Consider the following 16,717-nt stretch of genomic DNA (forward strand, 5'->3'; position numbering starts at 1 on the left):
ACCACCGTTACGCTGACTGCCACGCCTTCCGTAGCCGAAGGCGGCACCATCCTCTACACCGCCACGGTCGGCGCCCCGGTCACCGGCAGCCCGGTGGTCGTCACCTTGGCCAACGGGCAAAACATCACCATCCCGGTTGGCCAGAGTTCTGGCACCGCTACAGGTGCCGTGAGCAACGACGTCTATCAGGGTCACGCTGCCGTCACCAACAGCATCAGCAATGTCACCGGCGGCAGTTACGAGAATCTGGTGGCTGACAAATCCCAGGTCAGCACCAGCGTCACTGACGTGCAGGACACCACTACCGTGTCGCTGTCAGCCACGCCAAGCGTGGCCGAAGGCGGGCAAATCGTTTACACCGCGACCCTGACCAATGCTGCGCAGACCGCCGTGACTGTCACCCTGAGCAATGGTCAGAGCATCACCATCGCTGCCAACCAGACCTCCGGCAGCATCACTGTTGCAGCGCCTGCCGATGATCCGTACCTCGATGCCGGCCAGGTCAGTGCGCGCATAACCAATGCATCCGGCGGCAATTTCGAGAACCTGGCGATCAACAGTGCGTCGGCGGTGACCAATGTCACCGACACGGTCGACACCTCGACCGTGAGCCTGACTGCCACGCCATCGGTGGCCGAAGGCGGCAACATCGTCTACACCGCCACCGTGACGGCCCCTGTAACTGGCTCCGCCGTAATCGTGACCCTGGCCAACGGCCAGACCATCACTATCCCGGTTGGGCAAAGTTCCGCCACCGCCACGGCTGTCGTGTCCAATGACGTCTACCAGGGCCATCCGGCTGTCACCAACAGCATCAGTAATGTCTCCGGCGGCAATTACGAGAATCTGGTGGCCGACAAGACCCAAGTCAGCACCAGCGTCACTGATGTGCAGGACACCACCACCGTCACACTGACCGCCACCCCTTCGGTAGCCGAGGGCGGGACCATCCTCTACACCGCCACCGTTGGTGCGCCGGTCACCGGCAACCCGGTCGTGGTCACCCTGGCCAATGGGCAAACCATCACCATTCCGGTCGGACAGAGCTCCGGTAGTGCAACCGGTGCGGTGAGCAACGACGTCTACCAGGGCCACGCTGCTGTCACCAACAGCATCAGCAATGTCACCGGTGGCAATTACGAGAACCTGGTGGCCGACAAGACCCAGGTCAGCACCTCGGTCACGGACGTACAGGACACCACCACCGTGTCGCTGTCGGCTACACCGAGCGTGGCCGAAGGCGGCCAGATCGTTTACACCGCCACCCTGACCAATGCCGCGCAAACTGCGGTGACTGTCACCCTGAGCAATGGTCAGACCATCACCATCGCTGCCAACCAGACCTCCGGCAGCATCACCGTGGCCGCGCCAGCCGATGATCCCTACCTCGATGCCGGTCAGGTCAGCGCACGCATCACCAGTGCTTCGGGTGGCAACTTCGAAAATCTGGCGGTCAACAGCACGCCTGCGGTGACCAACGTCACCGACACACTAGACACCTCGACCGTGAGCCTGACGGCCACGCCATCGGTGGCCGAGGGCGGCACCATCGTCTACACCGCGACGGTAACGGCCCCAGTCACAGGCTCTGCCGTAGTCGTGACCCTGGCCAACGGCCAGACCATCACCATTCCGGTCGGGCAAAGTTCCGGCACCGCCACGGCTGCCGTGTCCAATGACGTCTACCAGGGGCATCTTGCCGTCACCAACAGCATTTCCAACGTCAGTGGTGGCAACTATGAAAACCTGGTCGCGAACAAGGCAGCTGTCAGCACCACGGTGACCGATGTTCAGGACACCACCACCGTGACCCTGACCGCCTCCCCTTCCGTAGCCGAAGGCGGCACCATCCTCTACACCGCCACCGTCGGGGCGCCGGTCACCGGCAGCGCGGTAGTGGTCACTCTGACCAACGGCCAGACCATCACCATTCCGGTCGGCCAGAACTCCGGCACCGCAACCGGTACGGTGAGCAACGACATCTATCAGGGCCACGCACTAGTCACCAATAGCATCAGCAACGTCACCGGCGGCAATTACGAGAATCTGGTGGCCGACAAGACCCAGATCAGCACCAGCATCACCGACGTGCAGGACACCACCACGGTCTCACTGTCGGCAACACCGAGCGTGGCCGAAGGCGGTCAGATCACTTACACCGCCACCTTGACCAACGCTGCGCAAACGGCCGTGACGGTCACGCTGAGCAATGGCCAGACCATCACCATCGGTGCCAACCAGACATCCGGCAGCGTCACTATCGCCGCCCCAGGCGACGACCCGTACATCGATGCCGCGCAGGTCAGCGCGCACATCACCAGCGCCAGCGGGGGCAACTTCGAGAACCTGGCGATCAATAGCACGGCTGCGGTAACCAACGTCACCGATACCATCGACACCGCGACTGTCACGCTGACCGCAACACCCTCTGTAGCCGAGGGTGGCACTATCGTCTACACGGCTACCGTCAGTGCCGCCGTGACGGGCAGCCCGGTAACGGTGACATTGGCCAATGGCCAGACCATCACCATCCCGGTCGGTCAAAGCTCCAGCACCGCAACCGGCACCGTGACCAACGACGTCTATCTGGGCCATGCGCCAGTCACCAACAGCATCACCGCCGTCAGCGGGGGCAATTACGAAAACCTGGTAGCCGACAAAACCCAGGTCAGCACCAGCGTTAATGATGTACAGGACACCACCATCGTCACCCTGACCGCCACACCGTCCGTGGCCGAAGGCGGCACTATCCTCTACACGGCAAGCGTGGGTGCTCCAGTCACTGGCAGCCCGGTGGTGGTCACTCTGACCAACGGCCAGACCATCACCATCCCGGTCGGCCAGAGTTCCGGCACCGCTGCGGGCGCTGTCAGCAACGACGTCTATCAGGGCCACGCTGCCGTCACCAACAGCATCAGCAACGTCACCGGCGGCAATTACGAGAATCTTGTCGCCGACAAGTCCCAGGTAAGTACCAGCGTCACAGACGTTCAGGACACCACTACCGTCTCTCTGTCGGCCACGCCGTCCGTGGCTGAAGGTGGCCAGATCGTTTACACCGCGACCCTGACCAATGCCGCGCAGTCGGCGGTGACTGTTACCCTGAGCAATGGCCAGAACATCACCATTGCCGCCAACCAGACCTCCGGCAGCATCACCGTCGCCGCGCCTGCCGATGATCCATACCTCGACGCTGGACAGGTCAGCGCCCGCATCACCAATGCATCGGGGGGTAACTTCGAAAACCTGGCGGTCAATTCCACTCCCGCGGTGACCAACGTTACCGACACGCTCGACACCTCGACCGTGAGCCTGACCGCCACCCCATCGGTGGCCGAAGGCGGCACCATTATCTACACCGCAACGGTCGGCGCTCCTGTCACAGGCAGCCCGGTGGTGGTCACTCTAACCAACGGCCAGACCATCACCATTCCTGTAGGGCAAAGCTCCGGCACCGCTACGGGCGCTGTCAGCAACGACGTCTATCAGGGCCACGCTGCCGTCACCAACAGCATCAGCAACGTCACAGGCGGCAACTATGAGAATCTGGTCGCCGACAAGACCCAGGTCAGTACCAGCGTCACTGACGTTCAGGACACTACTACTGTGTCGCTGTCGGCTACGCCAAGCGTGGCCGAAGGTGGCCAGATCGTTTACACCGCGACCCTGACCAACGCTGCGCAATCCGCAGTGACCGTCACGCTGAGCAATGGTCAGAGCATCACCATCGCTGCCAACCAGACCTCCGGCAGCATCACCCTCGCGGCCCCAGCTGATAATCCGTACCTCGATGCCGGCCAGGTCAGTGCCCGCATCACCAATACATCGGGGGGTAACTTCGAAAACCTGGCGGTCAACAGCACGCCAGCGGTGACTAATGTCTCCGACACGGTCGACACCTCGACCGTGAGCCTGACGGCCACCCCATCGGCGGCCGAAGGAGGCACCATTGTCTATACCGCCACGGTGACGGCACCTGTCACCGGCTCTGCCCTGATGGTAAACCTGGCCAACGGCCAGACCATTACCATTCCTGTCGGGCAAAGCTCCGGTACCGCTACGGCTACCGTATCCAACGACGTTTACCAAGGCCATCCGGCTGTCAGCAACAGCATCAGTAATGTGTCGGGCGGCAACTACGAGAATCTGGTGGCCGACAAGTCCCAAGTCAGCACCTCGGTTACGGACGTACAGGACACCACCACCGTCACCCTGACCGCCACGCCAAGCGTGGCCGAAGGCGGGACCATCCTCTACACCGCCACAGTGGGTGCGCCAGTCACCGGCAGCCCGGTGATGGTCAGCCTGACCAACGGCCAGACCATCACCATCCCGGTCGGCCAGAGTTCTGGCACCGCAACCGGTGCCGTGAGCAACGACGTCTATCAGGGCCACTCTGCCGTCACCAACAGCATCAGCAACGTCACCGGTGGCAACTACGAGAACCTGGTCGCCGACAAAACCCAAGTCAGCACCAGCGTCACTGACGTTCAGGACACCACTACCGTGTCGCTGTCGGCTACGCCGAGCGTGGCCGAAGGCGGCCAGATCGTGTACATCGCGACCCTGACCAATGCCGCGCAGTCGGCGGTAACTGTCACGCTCAGCAATGGCCAGAGCATTACTATCGCCGCCAACCAGACCTCCGGCAGCATCACCGTGGCCGCGCCAGCCGATGATCCGTACCTTGATGCTGGCCAGGTCAGCGCGCGCATCACCAATGCATCCGGCGGCAACTTCGAGAACCTGGCGATCAACAGCACGCCTGCAGTGACCAACGTCACCGACACCGTCGATACCTCGACCGTGAGCCTGACGGCCACGCCTTCGGTGGCCGAAGGCGGCACAATTGTCTACACCGCCACGGTGACGGCGCCTGTCACGGGTTCCGCAGTCGTGGTGAACCTCGCCAACGGCCAGACCATCACCATCCCGGTCGGCCAAAGCTCCGGCACCGCTGCGGGCGCTGTCAGCAACGACGTCTATCAGGGCCACGCTGCCGTCACCAACAGCATCAGCAACGTAACCGGTGGCAATTACGAGAACCTGGTGGCCGACAAGTCCCAGGTCAGCACCTCGGTCACGGACGTACAAGACACCACCACCGTATCGCTGTCGGCTACTCCGAGCGTGGCCGAGGGTGGCCAGATCGTTTACACCGCCACCCTGACCAATGCTGCGCAGTCGGCGGTGACTGTTACCCTGAGCAATGGCCAAAGCATCATCATCGCTGCCAACCAGACCTCCGGCAGCATTACCGTGGCCGCGCCAGCTGATGATCCGTACCTCGATGCCGGCCAGGTCAGCGCACGTATTACCAATGCATCGGGGGGCAACTTCGAGAATCTGGCGGTCAACAGCACGCCTGCGGTGACCAATGTCACCGACACTATCGATACCTCGACCGTAAGCCTGACGACCACGCCATCGGTGGCCGAAGGTGGCACCATTGTCTATACCGCCACAGTGACGGCACCTGTCACCGGCTCTGCCGTGGTGGTAAACCTGGCCAACGGCCAGACCATTACCATTCCTGTCGGGCAAAGCTCCGGTACTGCTACGGCTACCGTGTCCAACGATGTCTACCAGGGGCATCCGGCTGTCAGCAACAGCATCAGTAATGTGTCGGGCGGCAACTACGAGAACATGGTGGCGAACAAGGCGCCAGTCAGCACCACGGTGACCGATGTTCAAGACACCAGCACCGTTACCCTGACCGCCACGCCAAGTGTGGCCGAAGGCGGGACCATCCTCTATACCGCCACAGTGGACGCCCCCGTCACCGGCAACCCGGTCGTGGTCACCCTTGCCAATGGGCAAACCATCACCATCCCAATTGGCCAGAGTTCTGGCACCGCAACCGGTGCGGTGAGCAACGACGTCTATCAGGGCCACGCTACCGTCACCAACAGCATCAGCAACGTAACCGGTGGCAATTACGAGAATCTGGTGGCCGACAAGTCCCAAGTCAGCACCTCGGTTACGGACGTACAGGACACCACCACCGTCACGCTGACCGCCACGCCGTCCGTGGCCGAAGGCGGCACCATCCTCTACACCGCCACTGTGGGCGCCCCCGTCACCGGCAGCCCGGTCGTGGTCACGCTGGCCAACGGGCAGACCATCAACATCGCGGTCGGACAGAGTTCGGGCACCGCAACCGGTGCAGTCACTAACGATGTCTATCAAGGCCATGCCCCGGTCACCAACAGCATCAGCAATGTCTCGGGTGGCAATTACGAGAACCTGGTGGCCAACAAGTCCCAGGTCAGCACCTCGGTCACGGACGTGCAGGACACCACCACCGTCTCGCTGTCAGCCACGCCGTCGGTGGCCGAAGGCGGCCAGATCGTTTACACCGCCACCCTGACCAATGCCGCGCAGTCGGCGGTGACCGTCACGCTCAGTAATGGCCAGAGCATCACCATCGCCGCCAACCAGACCTCCGGCAGCATCACTGTTGCAGCGCCAGCCGATGATCCCTACCTCGATGCCGGCCAGGTCAGTGCGCGCATCACCAGTGCATCCGGTGGCAATTTCGAGAGTCTGGCGATCAACAGCACGCCAGCGGTGACCAATATCTCCGACACGGTCGACACTTCGACAGTGAGCCTGACGGCCACCCCATCGGTGGCCGAAGGCGGCACCATCGTCTACACCGCCACGGTGACAGCCCCCGTCACCGGCTCTGCCGTAGTGGTGACTCTGGCCAACGGCCAAACCATCACCATTCCGGTCGGGCAGAGTTCCGGTACCGCTACGGCGGCGGTCAACAACGACGTCTACCAAGGTCATCCGGCTGTCACCAACAGCATCAGCAATGTGTCGGGCGGCAACTACGAGAACCTGGTGGCCAACAAGGCGCCAGTCAGCACCACGGTGACCGATGTTCAAGACACCACTACCGTCACCCTGACCGCCACGCCAATCGTGGCCGAGGGCGGGACCATCCTCTACACCGCCACCGTCGGTGCGCCGGTCACCGGCAGCGCTGTGGTGGTCACCCTGGCTAATGGCCAGACCATCACCATCCCGGTCGGCCAGAGCTCCGGCACCGCAACCGGATCTGCCAGCAATGATGTCTACCAGGGTCACACCGCCGTCACCAACAGCATCAGCAACGTCACCGGCGGCAATTACGAGAACCTAGTGGCCGACAAGACCCAGATCAGCACCAGCATCACCGACGTGCAGGACACCACCACGGTCTCACTGTCGGCAACACCGAGCGTGGCCGAAGGCGGTCAGATCACTTACACCGCCACCTTGACCAACGCTGCGCAAACGGCCGTGACGGTCACGCTCAGCAACGGCCAGAGCATCACCATCGGCGCCAACCAGACCACCGGCAGTATCACTATCGCCGCACCAGGCGACGACCCGTACATCGATGCCGCGCAGGTCAGCGCGCGCATCACCAGCGCCAGCGGGGGCAACTTCGAGAACCTGGCGATCAATGGCACGGCTGCGGTAACGAACGTCACCGATACCATCGACACCGCGACGGTCACGCTGACCGCCACACCATCGGTAGCCGAGGGTGGCACTATCGTTTACACAGCGACCGTCAGTGCCGCCGTGACGGGCAGCCCGGTCACGGTGACATTGGCCAACGGTCAGACCATCACCATCCCGGTCGGCCAAAGCGCCGGCACCGCAACCGGCACCGTGACCAACGACGTCTATCTGGGCCATGCGCCAGTCACCAACAGCATCACCGCCGTCAGCGGAGGCAATTACGAGAATCTGGTGGCCAACAAGACGGCCGTCAGCACCACCGTCACCGATGTGCAGGACACTACAACCGTCACCCTGACCGCCACGCCATCCGTGGCCGAGGGCGGCACGATCACCTACACGGCAACCGTCGGCGCGCCGGTCACTGGCAGTGCCGTGACCGTGACCCTGGCCAACGGCCAGACCATCACCATTCCGGTCGGTCAGAGTTCAGGCACGGCGACAGGCAGCGTGACCAACGACGTCTATCTGGGCCACGCACCGGTCACCAACAGCATCACCAGCGTCTCCGGTGGCAGCTACGAAAACCTGGTGGCGAACACCGCCAGCGTCAGCACCTCGGTCACCGATGTGCAAGACACCACCACCGTGACCCTGAGCGCCACGCCATCCGTGGCCGAAGGTGGCACCATCATCTACACCGCCACCGTCAGTGCTGCGGTCACCGTGACCCCAGTGATCGTAACCCTGACCAATGGCCAGACCATCACCATTCCGGTCGGCCAGAGCTCCGGCACCGCCACCGGCGCCGTGACCAACGACGTGTATCAGGGCCATGCTGCCGTCACCAACAGCATCAGCAGTGTTGCCGGTGGCAGCTACGAGAACCTGGTGGCCAACAAGGCCGTGCTCAGCACCAGCGTCACCGATGTGACGGACACCACTACCGTCACCCTGTCCGCCACACCCAGCGTGACCGAGGGCGGCCAGATCGTTTACACCGCAAGCCTGACCAACCCTGCGCAGACCGCAGTGACCGTAACCTTGAGCAACGGCCAGACCATCACCATCGGCGCCAACCAGTCTTCCGGCAGCGTCACCGTGGCCGCGCCGACCGACGACGTCTATATCGACGCCACCACGGTCAGCGCCACCATCACCAACGCCACCGGCGGCAACTTCGAAAGCCTGGTGGTGAACACGGTGCCAGCAGTCACTGCAGTCACCGACACGCTGAACAACACCTCCCTCGGTATCACCGGTTCGGCCGCGGTGGCCGAAGGCAACAGCGCCACCTACACCCTGACGCTGAGCAATCCGCCGCAAACCGACGTGGTGGTCAAGCTGAGCTACAGCGGTACCGCAACCAACGGCGTCGACTACACCGGCGTAGCCACCGTGACCATCAAGGCCAACAGCAACACGGCAACCTTCAGCATCCCGACCATCAAGGACAACATCACCGAGGGCACCGAGACCTTCACCATCAAGATCGACTCGGCCACAGGCGGCAACTTCGAAGGCCTGGTGGTCAGCAACACTGCGGGCAGCATTACCACCCAACTGTTCGAACCCGCGCCAGTGCTGGACCTGGACGCCAACGACTCCAGCGGCAAGACCGGCGCCGACTTCCAGACCACCTTTACCGAAAACGGCAGCGGCAATTCGATCAGTGACCTGGACATCTCCATCACCGACTTCGACAGCCCGCAGATGGCCGGTGCTACCGTCACCCTGACCAACGCCCAGGCCGGCGATGCCCTGAACCTGGGCAGCAGCATCAACGGCATCTCCATCACCTCCAGCGTGACCGCCGGCAAGGTGGTGCTGACCCTGACGGGCAACGCTTCGCTGGCCGACTACCTGCAGGCGATCAAGAACATCACGTTCGTCAACACCAGCGAAGACCCGAGCACCATGCCGCGAATCATCACGGTCACGGTCACCGACGGGGTCAATGTGTCCAACACCGCCACTACCACGGTCAACGTGGTGGCGGTCAACGATGCCCCGGTTTCCACCGGAGGTGCCGTCACAGGTGTCGAGGACACCGCGCTGGTGCTGAACTGGAGCAACTTCAACGTCACCGACGTCGACAGCCCGGCCTCGAGCCTGGGCATCACCATCACCCAACTGCCGACCCTCGGCACCCTGCAATACAACAACGGCAGCGCCTGGGTGAACGTGACGCTCAATCAGACCGTGAGCCAGGCCGACATCGCCGCCGGCAAGCTCAAGTTCGTGCCGCTGGCCAACCAGTCGGGTGTCGATGGCTATGGTGGCACGGGCGTGGGCAACAACCAGGCCGACTACGCGCAGATCAAGTTCAAGCCCACCGATGGCATCACCCCGGGCAGCGAAACCACGTTGAAAGTGGACATCACCCCGGTCGCCGACGCGCCAACCCTGGCCATCGGCAGCACTAGCGTCAACTCGCTGGGCCTGACCAAGGAAACCTGGACCACCCTCACCGGCCTGGGCACCAACGGCAACGGTATTACCGGCGACGCACTGAAGACGGTGTTCACCAACTCGGGCACCGCCGCCTCTTCCACCACCATCACCAACGTGCAGTCCGACGCCAGCGTTGCCGCCCAGAGCGGCTCGAAGACGTCCGGCCTGGTGTACCTGGAAGCCGGCAAGACCTACACCTTCAGCGGCAGCGCCGACGACAGCCTGCTGGTGAACATCGGCGGCAAGACCGTGGTCACCGCCACCTGGGGCACGGGCTCGGGAGCCGTTTCGGGCAGCTTCATGCCCACCACCAGCGGCTACTACACCCTGGAGATCTACCACGCCAACCAATCAGGCCCAGGCAGCTACGACGTCAATATCAAAGTTGGCAGCGGCGCGGTGGGCGACTTCAACAGCACCAGCATCGCGATGTACCCGAGCGTCACCGCCCTGGCCAACGCCGGCGTGACGCTGTCCGACCTGCACGGCAGCAGCGGCCAGGGCTACTACGATGGTTACAAGCTCAACGAGGGGCCGGAGAACGGCAGCGTCAAGCTGGTGGGCATCAGCAGCAGCCTGACCGATACCGACGGCTCCGAGGCCCTGAGCGTCAAGCTAGGTGGCATCCCGGCGGGCTCGGTGATAAGCGACAGCGCCGGGCATAGCGCTACCGTGGGGGCCACCGCGGTCGACGTCAGCGGCTGGTCCCTGAGCAGCCTGACGATCAAGACGCCGTCTTACTACAGCGGCCAGTTCGACGTGAAGGTCACCTCGACATCCACCGAGTCGGTCGGCGGCAGCTTCGCCACCACCGAGGGTACGCTCAAGGTCACGGTGTACCCGGACACCTACACCGCTTCCCAGTTGACCACCGCCAGCGACAGCACAACCGGCACCTACGGCGATGACATCATCATTGCCGACAGCGCGGGCCTGCATATGGCCGCCGGCACCAACTACAACCTTGCCTTCATCGTCGACACCTCGGGCAGCATGAGCAGCACCGGCATCGAGGCGACCAAGACGTCACTGGCCACCACGTTCCAGGCGTTGCTGGCGGATGCCAAGGGCACCGGGGTAGGCACGGTGAACGTGCTGCTGGTGGACTTCGCCACGCAGGTCAAGAGCACAGTCGCGGTCACCCTCAACGATGCCGGCCTCAAGACCCTGCTCAATGCCCTGAGTGGCATGAGCGCAGACGGCGGTACCAACTATGAGGATGCCTTCAAGACCACGGCCAACTGGTTCCAGAACCTGAAGAATGCCGGCGTCACCGGCACCAACCAGACCTATTTCCTCACCGACGGCCAGCCGACCTACTACCAGACCGGCGAGCAGACCAACCCGGCCCTGGCCAACAGTTCGGTCAAGCTCGACACCTTGCTCTCGAACATCAGCTACAAGATGGGCGACACCATCACCAACTACCAACTGGATACCAGCAACCGGGTGACGATCGACGCCACCGGCAAGCTTACTGCCGAAACCCGCAGCTTCGACCTGCTGAGCCTGAGCTACAAATGGAGCGCCGTGACCACCGGCCTGATCCACGCCGAAGGCAACGGCGGCTACGAGCTATCGAAACTGGCCGGCACCGGCAGCAGTACATCCAGCGATACCCTGAGCAACGCCACCTCCAGCTTTGCCCTGCTGTCGGCACTGTCGGCGGTCGAAGCAGTCGGCGTCGGCACGGGCATCAGTAGCACTGACCTGAAGCCGTTCGACAGCGACGGCGTACCGCAGGTCAATGTCGACCCGAGCAAGATCAGCGATGCGATCCTCGGCCACACCGACCAGACCATTGCCGGCGCCGACACGATCAACGGTGGCGATGGCCACGACATCATCTTCGGCGACCTGGTCAGCTTCGATTCGATACCCGGCAGCGGCATCGAGGCGGTGCAGGCCTTCGTCGCGACCAAAATGGGCGTGGATGCGAGCCTGGTGGATGCGAAGGTGATGCACCAGTACATCAGCGAGCATTACACCGATTTCGACCTGTCGCGCACCAACGACGGTGCCGACACTCTGATGGGTGGGGGCGGCAACGACATCATCTTTGGCCAGGGTGGCAACGACTACATCGATGGCGGCAAGGGCAATGACATCCTGCTCGGCGGCACCGGCAACGACACGCTGCTGGGTGGCGAAGGCAACGACCTGTTGTTCGGCGGGGCCGGCAATGACACGCTGATCGGCGGCAAGGGCAACGACATCCTCAGCGGTGGCAGCGGCGCCGATACCTTCGTATGGAAAGCCGGCGACATTGGCCAGGACGTGATCAAGGACTTCAAGCTGAGCGAAGGTGACCGCCTCGACCTCACCGACCTGCTGCAGGGGGAGCGCGGCACGACCATCGACAATTACCTGAAGATCACCACCGTGGGCGGCGAATCGACCCTGCAGATCAGTACCGAAGGCAAGCTCAACGCGGCCGGCGGGCTGGCCAATGCCGACGTATCGATCAAGCTGGAAGGTGTGAACTGGTCGAACACCACGATCAACTCATTGATCAGCGGCGCCGACCCGACCATCAAGATCGACAACAACAACAGCTGACGGGCAGGCGCAGCCGGGCAAAGTTGCCTATGCTGCGCCAGAGTCGATCCTGAGGATTCAACGTGACGAGGATGAACGCCATGTTCTATGTGCAACGCGACAGCGAGGGGCAGTTGGCGCGGGTGGAAGCCGCGCCCTATGCCGAGTACACGGAAATCCTGCCCGCCGACCATGCGGAAATTCAGGAATGGTTCGCCGACGATGTCGTCGAAAACAGCCTCAAGCAACTCAAGCAGAGCGACCTGGACATGATCCGCGTGCTTGAGGACCTGATCGAGGTGCTGACGGCGAAGGGCGTATTCAGCATCACCGACCTGCCGCCGGGGGCGCAGGCCAAGCTACTCAACCGCTCCAGCGCGCGCAAGGCACTGGGCAGCCTGAACAACCTGATCGAGGAAGAAGAGGAAGGTGGGCTGATCTGACCGTGCAGTGCTCAGCACCCCTGCCCGCCTGAAGTCAACGCCAGGGCGCTGGCTCACCTACCAGCTGCCCCTGAATACCCCCTACGCCCATCTCAACCAGTACCCCGTGCTCGCCTTCGGTCTCCACTCGCTCGGCGATCAGCGGCAGATCGATACTGTGCGCAGCACGCTGGATCGCTTCGATGAACAGCCGCTTGTGCTGCTCCTGGTCAATATTGCGGATATAGCTGCCATCGATTTTCAAGTACGCCAGGCCCAGATGCGCCAGGTTGCCGATCATGCTGAAGCGGCCGCCAAAACGCTGCAGTGCCAGGCCGAAGCCCAGCGCGTGCAGGCGTCGGTTCAGTTTTTCCAGCGAAGCCTGGTCTGGCAACTGTTCCTCGGCGATCTCGAAGATCAGCCTCGGGCCCAGCACTGGGTTCTGACTCAGCAATTCGTAAACTCGTTGCAAGGCCTTGGGGTCGGCCAGCGTTGCCGCCGACAGGTTGAACGCCAGCACCTGGTCATGGCCACGCAGGTGTTCCAGCACCTTCTCCAGTACCAGCACATCCAGCCGCGACATCCAGCCAAAACGCTCGAGCCACGGCAGGAAACGACCCGCAGGCAACGCCTCGCCCTGGTCATCGTGCAGGCGTGAAATGACTTTGTGATGGAGAATCCGTTGGGTCTGCCTGGCATCCACCACAGGCTGGAAGAACAGCTCGAACTGCCCTTTTGCAAAGGCGTCGTCCAACCGCGTGTGCCAGGCATGCTGGCTGTCGCCAGCCACCGCAGCCACGCCTTGCTCAAGGCATACCCAGCCTGGCGTTGGTTGATTCTCTGCACGCGCCAGAGCCTCGTCAGCCAGCTTGAGCAAAGCCTGCGGTGCATCGCCGGGACTGAACGGCGCAAGGCCGATGCAAGCGACCGGGTCGACATCACTGGCACCGGTCACGTGCAGGCTCTGCAGGGTCGCCTCCAGTGCCTGGGCGAGCTGTACCGCCTCTTCGTGGACCATGCCCGGTGCCAGCACGGCGAACTCACCACCACGGCTGCGGGAAATCAGGTCGTTGGTCTCCGGGAAGCTGGCGCAGGTACGCCGTAGCTGCTCGCCCACTGCCTGTAGCAGCTGGTCGGTGCGCTGGCCACCCAGACGTGCGTTGAGGCCTGCCAGGCCCTGTACACGCAGTAGCAGCAGATAACCGGCGCGGGCTTCTTCCAGGTTGCTGACACGGGCTGTCAATTGCATTTCGAAGTACCGCCGGTTGGATAACCCGGTGAGGCTGTCCTGATACGACTCCGCCCGCAACCGCTCACTGCGCTCGGCCTGTTCGGTGAACAAGGCCTTGAGCTTCTCGACCATCTGGTTCATCGCCTGCACCACGCGGCGCAGCTCTGGCGTGCGTGGCAGCTCTGGCAGGCTGAGGAACTCACGGCGAGCAATGGCGTGGGACTGCTCAACCATGTAGTCCAGCGGCCGCAGCTGGCGGCGCAACAGCAAGGCACCGAGCACGGCACTGGCCGCCCCGCACAACAACAGCCAGCCCAGGCTGCCCAACGCGCTCTGCCAGAGCTTGGCGATAGCGAACATCGGGTGGCTGATCACCTCTACCCGCGCAGCCTGCTGCCAGCCGCGGCTGACGATGGCATCGCCACCCGCGGCTCCCAGGCCAATCAGGTGGATGAACCAGGCGGGCACGCTGCCTGGGTCTGGCTCGGCATGGCGCTCAACCAGCACGGCGTTTGAGCCAAGGTCGACAACTTTGATGCTGGAGTAATAACCACTGTCGAAGATCGAACTGACCATCAACTCGACCATCGCCGGGTCATCGATATTCGGCGTCAACGACAATGCCAGTGCAGTGGCCGCATCCTGGGCGTGTGAACGCAGCTGGTTGACGTACTGGCTGCGCGAGCTTTCCAGGCTGACCATGAAGCTGCCGCTGAACGCGACCACCAGGAACAGGCAAATGGCCAACAGCAATTGTTTGAACAGTGACATCTGTGCTCCTTCAGTAAACCGGTTCGCCCGGGAACCCTTCGGCCTGCATTTTCTTCAGCAAGTCCTGCCAGCGGGACAGGCGCTTGGTGTCGCCGACCTTCTTGTTGCCCGCAGCACCGGTCAGCCAAAGGCCTTCACCGTTGAAGGCATAGACCGGCAGCAGGTCGGTCCGCTGGCTGGCCGGCTTGATTGCATCCATTAGGCTATCGAGCACCAGAGGTTGTGCCTGTGGGCTTGAATAATAGGTCAGGACCATGTGCGCGCGGTTCTGGCGCAGGGCCTTGACGTAGGTGATGCGCAGCTTCTCGCTGGGTATACCCATGCGGCGCAGGCTGAAGTATTTGGCAATGGCGTAGTCCTCGCAGTCGCCAGCTCCTTTGATCAACGCCTGGATCGGTGTGGCCCAGTAATCGACCTCGTGCCACAGATCGATATCCTCGACATAACGCAATTGCTGATTGAAGAACAGGTTGACGACCTGCAGGCGCTGCAGGTCGCTGCCTTGGTTCTGGGTGGCCATCAGGTTCTGCCAGGCATCGATACGGCCCTTGCCTGCTCCGAGCGGGCCATACAGGGCCTGGGACTTGCGACTTATCTCGGCGAAGTCCCAATTCGCGTGCAACGCACCCAGCAGCAAGCTGCCCAGCAGCAGGGCAAGGCCAATACGTCGCACGGCGGTTTTGAGCAGCCAGGTAATCGCCACTGCGAAGCCCTGTTCAGGTCGTCCGAAAGCAGCGATGGTGCGGCCTGGCGCTTTAAAAGACAATGGCACCCTGCAATCACGGCACCGATGGTCGGCTCGCTATCGCTTTCCGGTTAAGCCCTATGGGCTATCACTTCCTTTGACACGCGACTTGATCCACCATGATCGAGGTTTTGCTGCGCTTGCCACAGAGTGATCGCCGGTTTGACAAGGCCCCTTGCCTGTTACTAGCTTTATTGGATCCAACTTCGTCGTCGAGGCACATCCCGCTTGGCCGAAAAAAAAATCAAATTGAGTAATCTGCTGGCCAGCGAACAGTTGCCGGCACACCTGGCCCGTGGCGTCATCGAAGAACGCCTGCGCAGCGCCATTCTCGATGGCCGCCTGCCGCCTGGCACTGCCGTACGCCAGCAGGAAATCGCCGACTTGTTCGGTGTCAGCCGCATGCCGGTGCGCGAGGCCCTGCGCCAACTGGAGGCGCAATCGCTGCTGAAAGTGGAAATGCACAAGGGCGCGGTGGTCGCACCGTTGATTGGCGAGGACGCGGTCGACACTTATGCGTTACGCGTGCTCCTCGAAAGCGAAGCGCTGCGCCAGTCGATTCCATTGCTTGATGCCGACGACATTGCCAGCGCCCGTGGTTACATCCAGCAGCTGGAGAACGAAACCAGCCATACGGAAATCGGCCGCCTCAACCGGCTGTTCCACATGGCGCTCTATGGCAAGGCATCCAATCAGAAACTACTGCGCCTGATCGAGAACGAGCTGAACGAGGAAGAGCGCTTCCTGCGTTTCCATTTATCGTCCATGGGGCTCGGCAAGTTGACTCAGGATGACCATACCGCCCTGGTGGATGCCGCTGCTGATAAACGGGTCGACGAGGCTGTCAGGGTGCTGGAGCAGCACCTGAACAATGGATCGCGAGTGATCAGGCACTACCTGGACAACCAGGTCACCCGATAGCGCTCAATGAAGGCTACGGCAGCGGTGCTGTAGCCGGAAAAGAAAAAGCCCCTGTCTGCGCTGCAGACAGGGGCTTTTTGTTTGAATCTTGACGATGACCTACTCTCACATGGGGAAACCCCACACTACCATCGGCGATGCATCGTTTCACTGCTGAGTTCGGGATGGGATCAGGTG

General features: G+C 62.4%; 5 protein-coding genes and 1 rRNA gene (1 of these 6 cut by a window edge). 3 read left to right on the top strand and 3 right to left on the bottom strand.

Annotation, left to right across the window (positions count from 1 at the left end):
• Both ACIPW4_RS26515 and ACIPW4_RS26520 read left to right on the top strand, forming a co-directional pair.
• Nucleotides 1–12,471: the final stretch of an immunoglobulin-like domain-containing protein gene (locus tag ACIPW4_RS26515; protein ID WP_400663449.1), read on the top strand. 16,413 nt of this gene lie to the left of the window's left edge; 12,471 of the gene's 28,884 nt are visible here — the last part of the coding sequence; the start codon falls outside the window, past its left edge; the stop codon is at nt 12,469–12,471.
• A gap of 80 nt (nt 12,472–12,551) precedes the next feature.
• Nucleotides 12,552–12,893: a tryptophan synthase subunit beta gene (locus tag ACIPW4_RS26520; protein WP_400663461.1), complete on the top strand. Its 342-nt coding sequence runs from the start codon at nt 12,552–12,554 to the stop codon at nt 12,891–12,893.
• 34 nt (nt 12,894–12,927) lie between these two features.
• Here the strand turns inward: ACIPW4_RS26520 and lapD are convergent, their stop codons facing one another.
• Nucleotides 12,928–14,874, bottom strand: coding sequence for a cyclic di-GMP receptor LapD (lapD, locus tag ACIPW4_RS26525; RefSeq protein WP_400663452.1), 1,947 nt, complete (start codon nt 14,872–14,874; stop codon nt 12,928–12,930).
• 10 nt (nt 14,875–14,884) lie between these two features.
• Complete coding sequence (gene lapG / locus ACIPW4_RS26530) at nt 14,885–15,646, bottom strand: cysteine protease LapG (RefSeq protein WP_400663455.1); 762 nt, start codon at nt 15,644–15,646, stop codon at nt 14,885–14,887.
• A gap of 201 nt (nt 15,647–15,847) precedes the next feature.
• Between lapG and ACIPW4_RS26535 the strand changes: the two genes are divergently transcribed.
• A complete protein-coding gene (locus ACIPW4_RS26535; protein WP_400663458.1) occupies nt 15,848–16,540 on the top strand; it encodes a GntR family transcriptional regulator in 693 nt (230 codons plus the stop codon).
• Nucleotides 16,541–16,626: 86 nt separating this feature from the next.
• On the opposite strand, the gene rrf is transcribed toward ACIPW4_RS26535, so the two are convergent.
• Nucleotides 16,627–16,717, bottom strand: a 5S ribosomal RNA gene (gene rrf, locus ACIPW4_RS26540); the annotation flags it as partial.

Origin of the sequence: Pseudomonas sp. NPDC089996 (assembly GCF_044748405.1) — a bacterium.
Lineage (GTDB): Bacteria > Pseudomonadota > Gammaproteobacteria > Pseudomonadales > Pseudomonadaceae > Aquipseudomonas.